This is a genomic window from Caballeronia sp. SEWSISQ10-4 2 (assembly GCF_030464885.1).
In the GTDB taxonomy this organism is placed as follows: domain Bacteria; phylum Pseudomonadota; class Gammaproteobacteria; order Burkholderiales; family Burkholderiaceae; genus Caballeronia.
In genome coordinates this window covers 82,518-99,564 of record NZ_JALPRJ010000021.1, presented here as the reverse complement: position 1 = coordinate 99,564, position 17,047 = coordinate 82,518, and the positions used below count along the sequence as shown (strand labels likewise).

Annotated in this window: 15 protein-coding genes and 1 pseudogene; 14 read left to right on the top strand and 2 right to left on the bottom strand. The window is 62.4% G+C overall.

What is annotated here, in order from left to right:
- Positions 1-158: 158 nt before the first annotated feature.
- On the bottom strand, positions 159-1,091 hold the full coding sequence (locus tag M0D69_RS16445; RefSeq protein ID WP_301783015.1) for a LysR family transcriptional regulator: 933 nt from the start codon (positions 1,089-1,091) through the stop codon (positions 159-161).
- A gap of 173 nt (positions 1,092-1,264) precedes the next feature.
- Between M0D69_RS16445 and M0D69_RS16440 the strand changes: the two genes are divergently transcribed.
- The 14 genes from M0D69_RS16440 (at position 1,265) to M0D69_RS16375 (ending at position 16,132) form a co-directional block, all read left to right on the top strand.
- Entirely contained in the window at positions 1,265-1,753 is a 489-nt protein-coding gene (locus tag M0D69_RS16440; RefSeq protein ID WP_301783014.1) for a VOC family protein, read from the top strand.
- 93 nt (positions 1,754-1,846) lie between these two features.
- On the top strand, positions 1,847-2,875 hold the full coding sequence (locus M0D69_RS16435) for an SMP-30/gluconolactonase/LRE family protein (protein WP_301783013.1): 1,029 nt from the start codon (positions 1,847-1,849) through the stop codon (positions 2,873-2,875).
- Complete coding sequence (locus M0D69_RS16430) at positions 2,872-3,180, top strand: antibiotic biosynthesis monooxygenase (protein WP_301783012.1); 309 nt, start codon at positions 2,872-2,874, stop codon at positions 3,178-3,180. The genes M0D69_RS16435 and M0D69_RS16430 overlap by 4 nt, the downstream gene beginning before the upstream one ends.
- A 53-nt stretch (positions 3,181-3,233) precedes the next feature.
- On the top strand, positions 3,234-4,517 hold the full coding sequence (hisD, locus tag M0D69_RS16425) for a histidinol dehydrogenase (RefSeq protein WP_301783011.1): 1,284 nt from the start codon (positions 3,234-3,236) through the stop codon (positions 4,515-4,517).
- A gap of 82 nt (positions 4,518-4,599) precedes the next feature.
- A complete protein-coding gene (locus M0D69_RS16420) occupies positions 4,600-5,367 on the top strand; it encodes an SDR family NAD(P)-dependent oxidoreductase (protein WP_301783010.1) in 768 nt (255 codons plus the stop codon).
- A gap of 22 nt (positions 5,368-5,389) precedes the next feature.
- Complete coding sequence (locus tag M0D69_RS16415) at positions 5,390-6,388, top strand: fumarylacetoacetate hydrolase family protein (protein WP_301783009.1); 999 nt, start codon at positions 5,390-5,392, stop codon at positions 6,386-6,388.
- Positions 6,385-8,244 (top strand): NAD(P)/FAD-dependent oxidoreductase, encoded by a 1,860-nt coding sequence (locus tag M0D69_RS16410; RefSeq protein ID WP_301783008.1) that lies wholly within the window; start codon positions 6,385-6,387, stop codon positions 8,242-8,244. Before M0D69_RS16415 ends, M0D69_RS16410 begins: the two co-directional genes overlap by 4 nt.
- Entirely contained in the window at positions 8,241-9,185 is a 945-nt protein-coding gene (locus M0D69_RS16405) for an NAD-dependent epimerase/dehydratase family protein (RefSeq protein ID WP_301783007.1), read from the top strand. Before M0D69_RS16410 ends, M0D69_RS16405 begins: the two co-directional genes overlap by 4 nt.
- A 41-nt stretch (positions 9,186-9,226) precedes the next feature.
- A complete protein-coding gene (locus M0D69_RS16400; RefSeq protein ID WP_301783006.1) occupies positions 9,227-10,159 on the top strand; it encodes a VOC family protein in 933 nt (310 codons plus the stop codon).
- A 19-nt stretch (positions 10,160-10,178) separates the two neighbouring features.
- The gene (locus M0D69_RS16395) at positions 10,179-10,532 is read left to right on the top strand and encodes a Rieske (2Fe-2S) protein (protein WP_301783005.1); all 354 of its coding nucleotides are present in this window, start codon (positions 10,179-10,181) and stop codon (positions 10,530-10,532) included.
- A 19-nt stretch (positions 10,533-10,551) separates the two neighbouring features.
- On the top strand, positions 10,552-11,715 hold the full coding sequence (locus M0D69_RS16390) for a S9 family peptidase (RefSeq protein ID WP_301783004.1): 1,164 nt from the start codon (positions 10,552-10,554) through the stop codon (positions 11,713-11,715).
- 34 nt (positions 11,716-11,749) lie between these two features.
- Positions 11,750-12,883 carry an FAD-dependent oxidoreductase gene (locus tag M0D69_RS16385; protein ID WP_301783003.1) on the top strand — a complete coding sequence of 378 codons (1,134 nt, stop codon included), beginning with the start codon at positions 11,750-11,752 and terminating at the stop codon, positions 12,881-12,883.
- Between the two features lie 43 nt (positions 12,884-12,926).
- The gene (locus M0D69_RS16380; protein WP_301783002.1) at positions 12,927-13,679 is read left to right on the top strand and encodes an SDR family NAD(P)-dependent oxidoreductase; all 753 of its coding nucleotides are present in this window, start codon (positions 12,927-12,929) and stop codon (positions 13,677-13,679) included.
- Between the two features lie 842 nt (positions 13,680-14,521).
- Positions 14,522-16,132: an MFS transporter gene (locus M0D69_RS16375; RefSeq protein WP_301783001.1), complete on the top strand. Its 1,611-nt coding sequence runs from the start codon at positions 14,522-14,524 to the stop codon at positions 16,130-16,132.
- Positions 16,133-16,282: 150 nt separating this feature from the next.
- Here M0D69_RS16375 and M0D69_RS16370 read toward each other — a convergent pair.
- Positions 16,283-17,034: pseudogene (locus tag M0D69_RS16370) on the bottom strand (IS6 family transposase).
- Positions 17,035-17,047 lie beyond the last annotated feature (13 nt).

The window sequence follows — 17,047 nt, the reverse complement described above, 5'->3', positions numbered from 1 at the left end:
TGTTCCCCGGCCGTTCAACCGGCGGCTTGCAGCGCCGCCCGAACAGCGAGGTACCCGTTTGTGTGAGACGAATGATTCCGGCAGACAACGTACGACACAATCAGATTGCGTTGACAGGACCATTTGACTGCGTCAAACGAACGCAGTGAGGGTTGGCATCACGCGAGGCTGACGGCGGGCACGCCCGAGCGCATCTGCGCCTGTTCCAGCAGCACGCGGCGCATCCAGACGTGGGCGGGATCGCTGTTGTTGATCGCATGCCACTGCATCATCTCGACCAGCGGCGGGAAATCCATCGGCAGCGGCAACAGGCGTAAGGGAAGGTAATGCGCGTAGATCTGCGCGAGCCGGTTATGGACCGTCGCGATGCGCGTCGTCCCGATGACGAGCTGCGGCAACGTATTGAAATTGGTGGTGGTGACCTCGATTGCGCGCGACACACCGAGATTGGCCATCATGAGGCTTTCGAAGCTCACGCTGCGGCTGTCGCCGAACGTCGCCGCGACGTGGCCCATCTCCCGGTACTGCTCAAGGCTGAGGGTCTCGCCGACCAGCGTGTTGCCGGTCCACACGACGCAACTGTATGTCTCCTCGAACAGCGGCTGCGATGGGTGCTGCGGATTGACCGACACGCTCGGATAAATGACGAAGTCGACTTCGCCGCGATCGAGCCGTTCCGGCACATCGTCGGCCATGTTGGCGATATGCAGCGTAATGCCCGGCGCCTCGCGCTGCAGCCGCTGCACCACGTCGATCAGCAGCACCGTGGTCAGGTAGTCGGACGCGCGAATCACGAAGTTGCGGCGTGCCTGCGCGGGATCGAACTCGAGCCGTGCCACCACGGTGGATTGCACAGTGAGCAGGATTTCCCGGACGGGTTGCGCGAGGCTGCGCCCAAGTGGCGTCAAGTCCATGCGCCGGCCCACCTGCATCAGCAATTCATCGCCGAAATATTCCCGCAGCCGCCCAAGCGCGCTGCTCGTTGCCGACGCACCGATATGCAGACGCTCGCTCGCGCGCGTGACGCTGCGCGTATCGAGCAGAGCATCGAGCGCGACCAGCAGATTCATGTCGAAGTGACCCAGTCTCATGGCCGCACTATTCAACAACCATCCGATTCGATCAATGCGTGTTTCCACTAGGAATTGATGGTCGCGATGGATTGACGGTTCTACAGTCCGACCATACGAAGAGGCATCCCCCCGGCGTCTAGCCGGACGCGAGCAACGGCTTTGCTGTGGGATCGGAATAGGAGACACATACCATGACGACAGCGCCATTAACGCTGCCTGAACACGCGCCGGATCAAACCCGGCCACATGCGCCGCTTTTGCCCGTCCTCCGTCCTCATCACTTCGGTATCAGTGTGCCCAACCTCGACGCCGCGATTGATTGGTACGGGCGCATGCTTGGATTCTCACTCGAATCGCGCATGACGATCGACAAGGTTCCAGCGCGGATCGCTTTCGTACGCCGGGACAGCTACCGGATTGAGATCTTCGAGGTGCCGGGCGCGGCCCCGCTGCCGGAAACGCGCCGGGTGCCGAACCTGGATCTGCGCACGCACGGCAACAAGCACATGTGCTTCGAGGTGCCGGATGTGCCGCAAGCGGTTGCCGCGTTACGCACACAGGGAGCCGATATCGCGTTCGAACTGGTGGTCGACGGCAACCCGACCGCATTCATTCGCGACGTGTGCGGCAACCTGATCGAGCTGCTCGAACCGTTTGCCGCTGACCGCAGCTCCGGGTAACGGGGCTGGCCCGGATTACTCTGACACCGCAGCACAGGCACTACGCACCGAGCTGCACCGCAACTGGACCCATCTATCACGCGCCACTCTTCAATGACTTCATCATCCAATCCCTTGCACGGCTGGCAGGTGAACCGCGGCTCGATCCGCATGGTCGGCCACGATCTGCTACGCCCGGAATGCATCCTCGCTGAGCCCGATGGCACATTGTGGACTGCGGATGCCCGCGGGGGCGTCATGCGCATCGATGCCGACGGCACGCAGACGCTGATCGCGCAGCAGACCGATTTCGCTAGAGCGCCTGCCGCGAGCGATGCCGAACAGCTCGTACTCGGTAAAACCCTGCCCAACGGCCTGGCGTTCGATCGAGAAGGCAACATCGTGATCGCCAACTTCGGCACCGACTCGATCGAACTGATGACCCGCGACGGCGCATCGCGCACGCTGTACGACAGCATCGACGGTGCCCCGCTGGGCAAGACCAACTTTGTCCTGACCGACTCGAAGGGTCGCATCTGGTTCACGGTCACGACTCGCCAGGTGCCGTGGACCCGCTCGATCAACGAGAAAACCGCCGATGGTTACGTCGGATTGATCGACGCGAACGGCATTCGCATCGTTGCGGATGGCTTTGTCGGCACCAACGAAATCCGGCTCGACACGAACGAGGAATGGCTCTATGTGGTGGAGACGAACGCACGCCGCATCTCGCGACTGCGCGTCGCCGAAGACGGTTCGCTCAGCGGTCGCGAAATCTACGGTCCGCACGATCTGGGCGGCTTTCCTGACGGCTTCGCTTTCGATGCGCATGGCAATCTCTGGATCACGCTGATCCTCAATGAAAAGCTGATCGCGCTCACGCCCGATGGCGAAGTGCTGACGCTGCTCGACGACGGCAATTCTGAAGCGTTCGCCCGTTACGAAGTGCATTACGATCAAGGCACCACGACCCCCGAACTCATGGGCGCATGTCGCGGCACGCTCGCGCCGATGATGGCCAGCATCACGTTCGGCGGACCCGATCTGCGCACGGTCTATCTGGGCAGCCTCGCCGGCACGACGCTCGCCAGTTTCCGCGCGCCAGTCGCCGGTCTGCCGCTCGCGCACTGGAGAGCCGCATGATTCTCGAACTCGCCCATTTCCGCATCCCGCCCGGCAGCGACGCTGGTTTCGAAAGCGCGTTTGCGACCGCGCAAACCATTCTCGCCAGCATGCCCGGCTACTTCGATCATGAGTTGCATCGCTGCATCGAGGATGGCTGCGAATACCGGCTGCTGGTCCGCTGGAACACGGTTGAAGATCACATGCGGGGTTTTCGCGAGTCGCCTCGCTTTGTCGAATGGCGCGCGCTACTTCAGCCATTTTTTGCCGCGCCGCCCAGCGCCGCGCACTACCAGCTCGTGTTCGCGAACCGCGCAGCAGGCTAAAAATCGCGGCGAATGCCGCTCCCTTCCGTCTCCTAACCAATTGGGAAACCTACATGATCGAGTACCTCAAGGCCGGCCAGAGTGCCCAGGTGAAAGCAGACAATCAAGCGCAGGTGCGCGCGACGGTCGAAAAAATCATCGCTGACATCGAACAGCGCGGAGAAGCCGCCGTGCGCGACTACTCGGAACGCTTCGACAAGTGGAATCCGCCGTCGCTGCGCCTCACCGATGCGGAAATTCAGGCCTGCATCGATTCGCTCAGCACGCGGGCCATTGAAGACATCAAGTTCGCGCAGGCCCAGATTCGCCGCTTCGCGCAGATCCAGTTGATGTCGCTGCGCGACGTCGAAGTCGAAACGCTGCCGGGTGTCGTGCTGGGCCACAAGAACATTCCCGTCAATTCGGTCGGCTGCTACATTCCAGGCGGCAAGTATCCGCTGCTTGCATCGGCGCACATGAGCGTGCTGACCGCGAAAGTCGCGGGCGTGAAGCGGGTGATCGCCTGCGCGCCACCGTTCGACGGCAAGCCTTCGCCGGAAATCATCGCCGCCATGGCGCTCGCGGGCGCCGACGAAATCTATGTGATGGGCGGTGTGCAAGGTGTCGCGGCAATGGCCATCGGCACGGAACGCATTGCGCCCGTCGACATGATCGTCGGACCGGGTAACGCGTACGTTGCGGAAGCCAAGCGCCAGTTGTATGGGCGCGTCGGCATCGATCTGTTCGCCGGCCCGACCGAAACGCTCGTGATCTGCGACGATTCGGTCGACGCCGAACTGGTCGCCGTCGATCTGCTCGGTCAGGCCGAACACGGTCCGACCTCGCCGGCCTATTGCATCACCACGAGCAAAAAGATCGCCGCGGAACTGCCGCCCGCGATCGAAACCGTGCTCGCCCGCCTCGACACGGCACCGGTTGCCAGCGTCGCATGGCGTGACTATGGCGAAATCATCCTGTGCGAGACGGACGAGGAAATGCTGCAGGAAGCCGAACGCCTGTGCTCCGAGCACGTGCAGGTGATGACGCGCGACCCCGACTGGTTCCTGCACCGCATGACCAACTATGGCGCGCTGTTCCTCGGCCATCGCACCAACGTCTCGTATGGCGACAAGGTGATCGGCACCAACCATACGCTGCCGACGATGGGCGCGGGCCGTTACACCGGTGGGCTGTGGGTCGGCAAGTTCATCAAGACGCACAGCTACCAGCGCATCCTGACCGACGAAGCGTCGGTGCAGATCGGCGAAGTCTGCTCGCGGCTCTGTGCGCTCGAGCACTTCTCCGGCCACAAGGAGCAGGCCGACATCCGCGTGCGGCGCCTTGGCAAACAGGCTTGACATGAAAAAGCCCCCACGCTCACTGGGTTCGCTGCCGCCCGAGGGGGCTGTCAGTACGCTTGGGGGGGCCCGGCGCGCACTGATGCAAACGACCAGCGTTTCCGACGCCCGCCCGGTCGCCGTCGTCACCGGCGCGACCGGTGGCCTTGGCGCGCAGATCTGCCAGACACTTGCGCAGGCGGGCTTCCTCGTCGCCGCTGGTTATCGCAGTTCGGCCGGCGCGGCACACGCGCTCGTCGAACAACTGGCCGGAACCGGGCACTGCGCACTGGCGGCGCCCGTGACTGACAGTGCGGTGCTCGCCAGTCTCGCCAATGACATCGAGTCGCGCTACGGACGTTGCGACGTGTTGGTGAACTGTGCCGGCACGACCCGCTTCGTCGCGCACGACGACCTCGAGGGCCTGGATGACGCGCTGATCGACGACGTGCTCGCCACCAACGTACGCGGCCCCTTCGCGATGGTGCGCGCGTTGGCGGGTCTGCTCAAACGCAGCGAGCTGCCGGGCGGCGGCGTGGTGGTCAACATCTCGTCGGTTGCCGCGCAGACCGCGATGGGCAGCAACGTGATCTACTGCGCGTCGAAAGCCGCGCTCGACAACCTGACGAAGTCGCTCGCGCGAGCGCTTTCGCCAGCGATCCGCGTGGTGTCCGTTTCGCCTGGTCTCGTCGATACCGAATTCGTCAAATCGATGGATGCGGCCTGGCGCGACGAGCAGGCAAGTCGAACGCCGCTCGGCCGGCTCGCGCAGCCCGAGGAGATCGCGCTCGCGGTGCTCACTGCGATACGTGATCTGCGCTTTACCACCGGATGCGTGCTGCCCGTCGACGGTGGCCGTCCGCTCAAATAACACAACGAAGGAGACAGGCACAATGAAACTCGCATCGCTCAGAAGCACCCACCCCGACGGAGTCCTGATCGTCGTGTCGCGCGATCTGCATCGCGCGGTCAGCGCTACCGCCATCGCGCCGAATCTGCGTGCCGCGCTGGACGACTGGGAGCGCGTCGAGCCTGCAGTGACTGCGCTGTATGACGCCCTAAACAGCGGGCGCGCACCTGAAGCGTTCAGCTTCGACCCGCACGCGTGTACCGCCCCGTTGCCCCGCACCCATCAGTTCATCGACGCATCGGCGTTCCTGAACCACGGCCGGATCATGACGCAGGCCTATCACCCGGAGAAGAAGTCCGACGCATCGATTCCGATTCTGATCCAGCGCCAAGGCGACGATTTCGTCGGACCGCACGACGATTACCCGTTCCCCGACGAGGCCGATCACTGCGACTTCGAGGGGGAGATCGGCGTCGTGCTCGGCGACACGCCGATCGGCACGCGGGCCAACGATGCGCTTGCGCACGTGCGGCTCCTGGTGCTGTTCAACGACGTCAGCATGCGCCGGCACCTGTTCCGCGAACTCGGGATGGGCTTCGGTTTCATTCTCGCGAAGCCGGCGACGGCCTTCGCTCCCGTTGCGGTCACGCCGGACGAACTCGGTGACGCATGGCAGGACGGACGCGTGCATCTCGACCTGAACGTCGACCGAAACGGCGCCCCCTTCGGTCACCCAAACGGTCGCGAAATGAGTTTTGGCTTTCACGACTTGATCGAATACATGACTTACAACCGCAATCTGCGCGCCGGCACGATTCTCGGCTCCGGGACTTTCTCGAACCTCGACTACCGCAACACCGGTTCAGCGTGCCTTGCCGAACAGCGCGCGATTGAAGCGATCGAAACCGGCGAGTCGTCGACACCATGGCTGCGCTTCGGCGAGCGCCTACGCTTCGAGATGCTCGACCGCGACGGCCAGTCGGTGTTCGGAGCGATCGATCATCGCTTCGTGCAAACAGCACAGGCAGGAGTGCGCACATGAGCCAGACTTACGACATCGTCGCGATGGGCGCGGGCCACAACGGCCTCGTCGCTGCTGCCTATCTCGCGAAAGCGGGCAAGAAAGTGCTGGTGCTCGAACGCAAGGCGTGGCCGGGCGGCGGCGTCAGCACACGCGAGCTGAACACGCCGGGTTACTGGCATGACGAGCACTCGAGCGTGCACATCATGATCCAGGGCAACCCGATGCTGCGCCAGGACGAACTGGGGCTGCTCTCGAAACACGGCCTGAACTACCACTACTCGCCCGTGCCGCATGCGACGATATTTCCTGACCAGTCGGTGCTCTTCACTTACAAGGACATCGACAAGACCTGCGAATGCTTCGCCAAGGTCTCGCCGAAGGACGCCGAAACCTATCGCAACTTCGTCAAGATGAGCCAGCAGATCCTGCAGGTCTTCATGCCGGGGCTATACGCCCCGCCGCCGCCGCTCGGCGAACTCGTCGCGATGCTCGACCGCAGCGACGAAGGACGGCTGATGCTGGATTACATGAACCGGGATTGCCTGGATCTCGTGAACCAGCTCTATGAGAGCGACAAGATCAAAATTCACCTGCTGCGGCTCGTCAGCGAGAACCTGCAGGCGCCCAACGAACTGGGTACCGGTATGGGCGTGCTGCTGATGCCCGGCATCATCCACACCTATGGCGTATCGCAGCCCGTCGGCGGTAGCGGCAAGCTAACCGAATCGCTCGTGCGCTGTATCGAATCGCATGGCGGCGAAGTGCGCTGCAACGCCGAAGTCGCGCAGATCCTCACCAGTGCGGGCCGCGCCACGGGCGTGCAGTTGGCGAGCGGCGAGCAGATCGTAGCGAAAGACGCCGTGATCGGTGCGATCCATCCACATGTAATCCGCAAGTTCGTTGAAGGTGTGCCGGAGCCGGTCTTGCAGCGTGCCGAGCGCGCGACGCTCGCGCCCTTCTCGATCATGGTCAGCCATTACGACCTGAAGGAGAACGCGCGCTACCACGCGGGCGAAGAAGTGGGCTACGCGACGATGCTGGAGTTCATGGCCACCGACAGTCTCGACGAAATGCTGGCCGACTTCGACGACCTGAAGCGCGGTCTGATCACCGAGCGGCGCCTGTGCGCCGGCGGCGACGAAAGCATCGGCGACAAGACCCGCGTACCGGCTGGCGCCGGCATGTTCCATGGCATCACGTTCGCACCGTACAACGTGAAGGACAAGCGCTGGGCAGGCCGGCATTGGGACGAATTCAAGGAAGAAATCGGCGATCTGTCGCTCACTCACTATCGCAAGTTCGTGTCGAACCTGACAAGCGACAACATTGTCGCCCGCAGCATCGTCAGCCCGGTGGACCTCGAACGGTCCAGCCCGAACAGCATGATGCGTGGCGACCTGCACGGCGTCGCGCCGTATTTTTATCAGAGCGCCGGTCATCGCCCGACGCCGGATCTGGGCCAGTTCACCGTGCCGGGCGTGGAGCGCCTGTACCTCGCAGGCCCGTTCCAGCACCCCGGCGGCGGGGTCTATGGCGCAGGCCGTGCCACGGCGATCAGGATGTTTGAACAGCTCGGCATGGACTTCAGCAGTGTCGCGGCAGGCGCGCGGCAGGACACGGGTGTGCCCGCTACGGTGGCGGCCGCGAAGAAGTCCGGCATGGTGCTGCGCGGCCCCGCCGATGAAGAGCTGATGCACGTCGAATCGCTCGAACGGGTCGGCGACGAACTCGTCATCAAGGGCAAGAGCTTCGGCACGATGCCCATGGAAGCCCGTCTCGATGCCTCATCGGCGCGAGCGGGGCTGAAGATGCTCGGGGCGTCGCGGCTCGCGTTCCTCGCATCGCTGCCGTTCCGCAAGGGAGGCGCCAAATGACTCATGTTGTCGTGACTGGAGCGCAAGGCTTCGTCGGGCAGGTGCTGGTCAGGCGTCTGCTTTCAGAGGGCCTCGGTGGCAAGCCGGTCTCGCGGCTGACGTTGATGGACGTCGGCTTCGATGCCCCGCCCGCCGATTCACGCGTCGTGCAACTGACGGGCAATATCGCCGACACTGTAGTTCGTGCGAGTGCTTACGCGTTTCCTGTCGATGCCGTGTTCCACCTTGCCAGCATTCCCGGTGGCGCTGCGGAGAAAAACTACGCGCTCGGCCGCTCGATCAACCTCGATGCGACGCTCGGGTTGCTGGAAGATCTGCGCGGCCAGGCACGCGCGCCACGTTTTGTGTTCGCGAGCACCGTTGCGGTCTATGGCGAGCAGTTGCCTGCGATCGTCGACGAACAGACCCTGCCCGCGCCTGCATTGAGCTACGGCGCGCACAAGCTGATGGGTGAAGCGCTCGTCGCCGACGCATCGCGGCTCGACTGGGTGCAGGGTTGCTCGTTGCGCCTGCCAGGGGTCGTCGCGCGACCGGGCGATGGCACGGGCATGATGTCCGCGTTCATGAGCCTGCTGTTCTGGAAATTGGCTGCAGGTGTTCCCCTCACCGTGCCGGTTTCAGCCGAAGGCGTGGCCTGGTGGATCTCCGTGAGCACCTGCGTGGACAACCTGCTGCACGCAGCCACGGTTGACCCTGACCGCTTCAACGCGCGCCGCAGCTACCAGATGCCGGTGCTGCGCCTGAGCGTGGGTGAGGTCGTCGAGGCGCTGGCCGCGCGCTTCGGCGCCGACCGTAAAGCGCTCGTGACCTATGCGCCCGATCCCTTCATCGAGCGGCTGTTCGCAACCTATCCGCCGCTGCTGACGCCCGAAGCCGAGCGCCTCGGACTACGCCACGACGGCAGCGTCGATCAACTCATCACGCGAGCAATGGCGCACTGAGCGCCGCGCCTCACGCTGACCCATCACAAAGGAACCCACTCATGAACATTGTCGGACTCGAATTCCTCGTCTTCGGCATCGACGACATGGCCGGCGCGCGCCAGTATCTGCTCGACTACGGCCTCGACGAAATCGACTACGATCCCGCGCGTGGTGGCATCTTCACCGCGCTGGACGGCACCGGCCTCATCATGCGCGCAGCCGATGACCCGAGCCTGCCGCCGCTGCCGCCAAAGGCCGCGACCCCAAGCCTGCGCGAAACCGTCTATGGCGTGGACCACGCCGACACGCTCGCGTCGATCAAGGCTAACCTCGAAGCCGACCGCGAGGTAAGCGTCGATGCCGACGGCACGCTGCACTGCATTGATGACGCTGGCTTCGGCGTCGCCTTCATGGTTACGCGCCGCCGCAAGTACGAGGCGCGCTACCTCGGCTTCAACGTTCCGGGACAACCGCCTGGCCGCGCGCCCAACGATTGCGCCGTCACCCCCGACGCAACGATCAAGCCGCGCACGCTCTCGCACGTGGTCTATTTCGTTGAAGACGCACAGAAGGCCGAAGCCTTCTACACCCGCCTCGACTTCATTGTTACCGACCGCTTCAATCATCTGGGCCCGTTCATGCGTCCGGCCGGCACGCAAGATCACCACACCTTGTTCATGATCGAGAGCCAGAACGATCACATGATCGGCTGCAATCACTTCACGTTCCACCTCGGATCGGCCAACGAAGTGCTGCAGCACGGCTGGGACTTCGTCAAAAAGGGATACAAGAGCTTCTGGGGACCGGGCCGCCACATTCTTGGCAGCAACTACTTCTGGTATTTCAACAGCCCGTTTGGCGCGACCATCGAATTCGATGCCGATATGGACCTGCACGACGACAACTGGACGCCGCGCGCCTGCGATCCCGGCTCGGACAATTCGCAGATCTTCCTGTTCGATGCGCGCGGCAAGTGGGCGCCGGGCGAGTAGCGAGTAACGCGACATGACAATGCCCGCTGAACGCGTGCTCTGTGCGCTGGACGACCTGCCGGACGGCGGCGCGCGCGGCCTGTTGCGACAAGGCCTCGACGACCGGCTATGCGTCGTGCGGCAAGGCGACGAGGTGTTCGTCTGGCTCAACGATTGTCCGCACGAGCACCGGCCGATGGAGTACCGGCAGGACCGGTTCCTCTCCGGCGACGGAGGCCACATCGTCTGCTACGCGCACTCGGCGCATTTTGACATCCGCACGGGCCACTGCTTCGCCGGCCCCTGCGCCGGCCAGCACCTCACCAAGGTGGCTGCACGGCTTGAGAACGGCAAGGTCTGGATTCCCGCCGACCTGCCTTCGATCTTCGACTGATATCGGATACGACCACACCATGTTCCAGTACTTTCCAACCAACTACGTCTGGAGCCTCTCGACGATGATCGCCCTCACGCATGGCGGCAATATCGGAGAGGTGGATGCAATGTGCGCGCCTCTGCTGGAGGCAGCTCGCGCCGGCGACGACCCCGGCACACTGGCCTTCTATGAAGCGTGGAAAGGCGGCGCGGACAAACTGATCGCGTTGGCCGACGGCGATCTGGCGCGCGGCTACACCTTGTCCGCAGGCGAAAAACTCGGCCGCGCCGGCCTCTATTGCTGCATCGCCGAGCGAATGCAGGCACACGGCTTCGAGGCCCGCCTCGCGATCTACCAGCATTCGCTGGCGCTCTTCGAACAAGGTCGCAAGCTGGGCCGGGAAAACTGCGTGCGTGTGGAGATTCCCTACGGCGATACGCATCTGGCTGCGCTGTATGTGCGGGCCGAAAACCTAGCACCGGGACAACGCGCGCCGGTCGTCGTCGTGATGAACGGGCTCGACTCGACCAAGGAGATGCTGCAGAAAAGCGTGATGGGCACGATGTTCGCGCGGCGTGGACTGTCCGCACTGTTCATCGACCAGCCGGGCACCGGCGAGGCCTTGCGCCTCGCCAACCTGCCCGCCGTGCACAACACCGAAGTCTGGGCCACTCCGATCGTCGACTGGCTGCAGCAGCATGATGAAGTCGATCCGCAGCGGATCGGTGCACTGGGCGTGTCGCTGGGCGGTTATTACTGCCCGCGCGCAGTGGCGTTCGAACCGCGCTTCGCGTGCGGTGCCGTCTGGGGCGCGAACCACGACTGGCGCGAAGTGCAGCAGGCCCGCCTGAAGCGTGAAGGAGAAAACCCGGTGCCCCACTACTGGAAACACGTGCAGTGGGTATTCGGCGCGACGGACATGGACGAGTTCTTCGCCAAGGCCGCGCACATGCACCTGGACGGCGTGCTGGATCGCATTCGCGTGCCCTTTCTCGTCACGCACGGCGAGAACGACCGTCAGATCCCCTTGCGGTATGCCCATCAGACCTTTGAACAGCTCGTCAACAGTCCGAAGAAGGATCTGATCATTTTCACGGCCCGCGAAGGCGGCGTCGAACACAGTTCGCTCGATAACCCATTGAACGCCGGCAACCAGATTGCCGACTGGCTGGCGGAACAGCTCGGCGGTTCGGTCGCCTGACCGGACGATTCCACATCGCATACAGAGACACACTATGGCACTGGTCAAGAAGGTCCTGATCGTTGGGGGCGGCATCGGCGGCATGTGTGCCGCGATCATGCTGCGCAGGCAGGGCATCGCCGTCGATCTCATCGAAATCAATCCGCAATGGGCACCGGACGGTGCCGGTATCACCATCAGCGGCCCGTCGCTGCGCAGCCTGCACGAAGTCGGTGTCGTCGACGAGGTGCTGCGCCGGGGTGGCTCGTGGAGCGCCATCGACATCTGCGACGTGAACGGGCAACTGAACGCCACCGTGCCCGCCGCACCGGCGCTCGGAGCGGAAGATCTGCCGGGTGGCGCGGGCATCATGCGCACCGTGCTCGCTGACATCCTCGGCGACGCCACCCACGATGCGGGCGCGAACGTCAAGCTCGGCCTGAGCTTCGGAACTATCACGCAAGATGAAGAAGGCGTCGACGTCCTCTTCACGGATGGTGGCCGCGGTCGCTACGATCTGGTGATCGGTGCGGACGGCGTCAACTCAGCCGTGCGCAAGCTCGTAGTGCCGGATTTTGCCGGTCCGAAGTTCACAGGCCAAGGATCATGGCGCGCGGTGGTGCCGCGTCTGCGGGAAAACTCGACGATCTACATGGGCGAGACCACCAAAGCGGGGATGAACCCGATCAGCGCGACCGAATGCTATCTGTTCGTGCTCGACAAGCGCGACGGGACCGACTTCATCGCACCGGAACAATGGCCGCTCGTGCTCGCCGGGTTGCTGGAGGAGTTCGGCGGTGCGATTGGCGAATTCCGCGCCGGATTGCTGGACGGTTCCCTCAAGAATCACCGCGTGCTGTACCGGCCGCTCGTCGGCCACATGATCTCAGCGCCGTGGCACAAAGGGCGTATCGTGCTGCTCGGCGACGCGGTGCACGCAACCACCCCGCACCTGGCGTCGGGCGCCGGGATCGCCGTTGAAGGCGCCATTGTGCTGGCTGAGGAACTGCAGCGCCGCCATTCCCTGGAAGGAGCGTTGATCGCTTACGCGGGCCGCCACTACGACCGCGCGCGACTGGTGGTCACGGCTTCGGGCCGCATGGGTCAGATCGAGCAGGAAGGCGGCTCGCGTGAAGAACATACGCGCGTGATGGTCGAGGCGCAACAAGCCCTGCGCGCACCGCTTTGACAGGTCACGCTTTCAAAATACGTACGATAGGAGACGCACTAACGTGAATACCTCAAACAAGTCCAACGGCCGCGTGGCCGTTGTTACTGGCGCCGCTGGCGGACTGGGCGAAGCGTTCGCGCTGCGCCTCGCGGCAAGCGGCCATGAACTGGTCTTGACCGACCGTGAACCGTGCGACACGCTGGTCTCGCAGATCAACGCGGCCGGCGGTCGCGCCACGACGTTCGCCTGCGATCTCGCCGATCCCGCCCATGTCGAGCGCTTCGCGGCGCGGGTACTCGAACAGGTCGGCAAGGTCGATGTGCTGGTCAATAACGCCGCCTTCATGCCGATGGTGCCGCTGGCGTCCATTACGGCGGCACTGTGGCGACAGATCATGACCATCAACATCGACGCGCCGTTCCTGCTCGCCCAGGCGTTCTCGCTCGGCATGGCCGAGCGGCGCTGGGGACGGATCATTAATCTGGCGTCCAGCACTATCTGGGGGCCGCCGCCGGGCATGTCCGCCTACGCGTGCAGCAAGATGGCCGTGATCGGACTGACGCGTGCGCTCGCGGCCGAACTCGGTGAACGTGGTATCACCGTCAATGCGATTTCCCCGGGGCTGACACGCCACGCGGGCAGTGCAGCGAATCTGCCGGCCGAAGCGTTCGATGCCGTGCGCGCCCGCCAGTTTATTCCGCGTACCGAGCTTCCTGACGACCTGACCGGCGCTCTGGCATTCCTCGCATCGGACGATGCGCGTTTTATCACCGGGCAGGTGCTGAATGTCGACGGTGGTGGATTCGGCTTCTGACGCTTGACCTCCGGGGCAACGTACCGGATGGCATCGCAACTGGGACACCTGCCGCTTGCGACTGGCCGCATTCTGTGGGCCAAGAAATCAGGTGGATTCTAATAAATATTGAATCGGTTTTTAGGGGACGCCTCCATCGAGTGACTGCGCAACGCGTGTCCTTAGCCCCGTCCGCTGAGTTGCTTAAGCACAGCCATGATTGCGATGAAATGGACGAAACCAACTGGGACAGTTCAGGTTGGGGTACTGAAATAGAAACCCTGTCTGGGGCCATGGGTTAACCTGATCGTTCGCTGGCGAACTGGAAGTGCACAAAAGCTCATCTTGGCTGCGTGGGCAAACGATCGGAACCCAAAGCAGTCGCCGCGACCTACATGTCACATGCTGGTCGCGGTCCTCTCCCCTTCTATGAAACGAGACATTGCGAGTGCGATTGCCGCCGCACGACTGACCCCAAGGCGCGTGGCCGATGAATTCCTCGATTGTGGCGGTATTGGTAGTGGTCGGCCGTTTCGTGATTGTCATATCGGATTCCCATTCATTCGATATTGATTCGATGGTTATCCGGTTCGTTCCGTCTCTAATGTTTCAGCCGCTCCCGAACGCAATTGACCGTCCGTCTCAGTTAGCAGTGACTCATCGCTGCGCTGCTGCTACCCGACAGTTGACGATTCAACCGCAGCATGCAGCCAGTTTTTCATTATTCGTGTTTCCCGACAGATGAATTCGCATTGTCTTTCTTTATCCATGACGCTGACACCCCTAGGATTGACCCGTCCGCAGAACCGGGAGACGCCCGGTTCGGTTCTCCTGTATCGCATAAACCTTAGGGAATCTGATCGATGCACCAGCACTCCACGAATGCTTCCCCGACAGTGCCACGGTCCGCACGCGCCAAAACCCTTGTTCTCATTGCAGTGATTTTGGCCTGCATCAGCTTGCCTTTAAGTCTTTCGGCGGGGCCTGCCGCCCAAACCTACATCAGTCGTGACCTTGCGGGAGGGACCATTGCCCTTTCATGGATCACCAATGCCTTCATGCTCGCCTGCGGCAGTACCCTGATGGTGGCGGGTGCGCTTGCCGATCACTATGGCCGCAAGAAAATCTTCTTCGCCGGCATGTTGGTCATGACGCTCGTTTCGCTTCTGATGCCGCTCGCACCAAGCGTTTTGTGGCTTGACTTCCTTCGCGTCCCGCATGGTCTTGCGGCTGCCTGTGCGTATGCAGGCGGCGTGTCAATGCTGGCGCAGGAATTTGAAGGTCCTGCACGCGTCAGGATTTTCAGCCTTATCGGCATCGCGTTTGGCGCAGGCCTCGCCTTCGGCCCGACTCTGGCCGGCATTCTGATTGCTTTTGCCAGCTGGCATGCGGTCTTTCTCAGTAGTGCGCTGATCAGTTTTATCGCACTGATGCTGTGCATTTTCTTCATGACTGACAGCAAGAATCCTTCGGCGCATGGTCTCGACTGGGCAGGCGCCGGCACCTTCACCCTCATGCTGACGCTCTTCACCTTCGCAGTGGTCGAAGCCCCGGTACATGGATGGACGAGCTCGCTTGTCTTGGGACTCTTTCTGGCGAGCGGTCTGGTGCTGGTCCTTTTTGTTGTGATCGAGATGAAGGTCTTGAACCCCATGCTCGATCTCAGTCTATTCCGCTATCCGCGCTTCGTGGGCGCGCAGCTTCTGCCGCTCGCGACAGCGTATTCATATATTGCGCTGCTCGTTATTCTGCCTCTGCGGTTTATCGGGATTGAAGGGCTCAATGCCCTAGATGCCGGGATACTGATGCTTTATTTTTCAGCACCGCTGCTCTTTATCCCGTTCCTCTCGGCAATGCTTACCCGATTTATTCCGGTTGGCATCCTGTCGGGTCTGGGCATGCTCATTTCGGTCGCGGGGCTCGTTCTACTCACCCAGGTGCCACTCGGAGATCACGGCATCCTGATGCGCGTGGATCTGCTTCTGATTGGCCTGGGTGCCGCCATTCCATGGGGGTTGATGGATAACCTTGCCGTCAGTGTCGTCCCTAGCGACAAAGCCGGGATGGCTGTCGGCATCTTCGGCGCTTTGCGTGTCTCGATTGATAGCACGGCCATGGCGATCGTGGGTTCATTGCTGGCGTTTTTCGCCCGGCAAACCCTGACCGACATCAGGCCTGATCAGAATCCGGATACCCTGGCATCAGGTGCAGCGCAACTCGCCGCCGGAACGCTGGCGAAAGCCGGATCGATCCTTTCGGGCTTTGATCATGAGCACCTGCTCCTGGCCTATGATCTTGCGTTCAAGAAGCTTCTTTGGGTGGCGATTATCCTGACCTTGGCTGCTGCTGTTCTGGTCTTCGCGCTGCTTGGGCGGGTTCGCTCCGACCACGGAGAAGTTGCAGGAGAAAAGGAGAACGAACCGCGTCGTGAAGTATCTGCGCCGTTAGCACAAGAATCACCAGCTCTGGATTAGTGGCATCCTGATTAATGCCCTGGCGCCGAGGCACGCATTACTGACCCTGCCCCCCGATCCCAAGTCGAGCGCATAACCCTCTCTTTGCTACGGCGGGCGTTGTCACGTTAAAGAGGCCGAGACGCGGTGACGTAAAGGCGCGTCATCTTCTCAGAAGGCGGACGGAGTTTGGGCGAGCTCGGCGAAACGCCGCCAGGCGGCAGAGCGTTCGCCGAGTTGTTTGCGGTAGAGCGAGGCACGTAGTAGATGTCGCTTGAGCGCGAAGTGCTGGCGGATCGGGCCGAAGTTCGACAAGAATGCTTGCGCACGTTTAGGATCGCGAAAGCTACGCATGCCCCGAAGGAAGTCCCCTTGGGGGATGCGTCGCTCGCGTTCACGTGTTGGCTGATGACTGTTTTCGGCTCGGTTGTTCAACCGGGCGCTAGCTTTGACGAAAACGTGTTTTACCTCGGCCAGTTTCGGAATCTCGGCCTTCGCCGCCGGGGAGCCGCGTAGTTGGTTCGTCACGATCTTACGTGGTCCTTCGGGACAAGCGGCAAGTACGCGCTTGAAAAACCGCTTGGCCGCAGCCTTATCGCGACGCTTCTGCAGCAGGATATCGAACTCGACGCCGTGCTGGTCGACTGCTCGCCACGGCAGATAAGGCTCGCCGCGCAGTGACGCAAAAACCTCGTCGAGGTGCCAGGCTTGCGGCGAGCAGTCTTGACGCGATGCGCGAACCCCGCGCCAAATTTATCGCACCAGCGGCGCACGGTTTCGTAACTGACCACGATACCGCGCTCGAACAGCAACTCTTCGATGTCACGCAGGCTCAACTGAAACCGAAAATACCAACGCACTGCGCAGCAGATGACGGGAGCCGGAAAACGGTGGCCGTGATAAAGCGATTTAGAATTTTTCATCACACGATCTTAC

Bases quoted from the DNA above. Each gene is read 5' to 3' on its own strand.
- M0D69_RS16400 (WP_301783006.1), top strand. From the start codon at position 9,227: ATGAACATTGTCGGACTCGAATTCCTCGTCTTCGGCATCGACGACATG.
- M0D69_RS16375 (WP_301783001.1), top strand. From the start codon at position 14,522: ATGCACCAGCACTCCACGAATGCTTCCCCGACAGTGCCACGGTCCGCA.
- M0D69_RS16410 (WP_301783008.1), top strand. From the start codon at position 6,385: ATGAGCCAGACTTACGACATCGTCGCGATGGGCGCGGGCCACAACGGC.
- M0D69_RS16435 (WP_301783013.1), top strand. From the start codon at position 1,847: ATGACTTCATCATCCAATCCCTTGCACGGCTGGCAGGTGAACCGCGGC.
- M0D69_RS16395 (WP_301783005.1), top strand. From the start codon at position 10,179: ATGCCCGCTGAACGCGTGCTCTGTGCGCTGGACGACCTGCCGGACGGC.
- hisD (WP_301783011.1), top strand. From the start codon at position 3,234: ATGATCGAGTACCTCAAGGCCGGCCAGAGTGCCCAGGTGAAAGCAGAC.
- M0D69_RS16390 (WP_301783004.1), top strand. From the start codon at position 10,552: ATGTTCCAGTACTTTCCAACCAACTACGTCTGGAGCCTCTCGACGATG.
- M0D69_RS16385 (WP_301783003.1), top strand. From the start codon at position 11,750: ATGGCACTGGTCAAGAAGGTCCTGATCGTTGGGGGCGGCATCGGCGGC.
- M0D69_RS16430 (WP_301783012.1), top strand. From the start codon at position 2,872: ATGATTCTCGAACTCGCCCATTTCCGCATCCCGCCCGGCAGCGACGCT.
- M0D69_RS16445 (WP_301783015.1), bottom strand. From the start codon at position 1,091: ATGAGACTGGGTCACTTCGACATGAATCTGCTGGTCGCGCTCGATGCT.
- M0D69_RS16440 (WP_301783014.1), top strand. From the start codon at position 1,265: ATGACGACAGCGCCATTAACGCTGCCTGAACACGCGCCGGATCAAACC.
- M0D69_RS16405 (WP_301783007.1), top strand. From the start codon at position 8,241: ATGACTCATGTTGTCGTGACTGGAGCGCAAGGCTTCGTCGGGCAGGTG.
- M0D69_RS16415 (WP_301783009.1), top strand. From the start codon at position 5,390: ATGAAACTCGCATCGCTCAGAAGCACCCACCCCGACGGAGTCCTGATC.
- M0D69_RS16420 (WP_301783010.1), top strand. From the start codon at position 4,600: ATGCAAACGACCAGCGTTTCCGACGCCCGCCCGGTCGCCGTCGTCACC.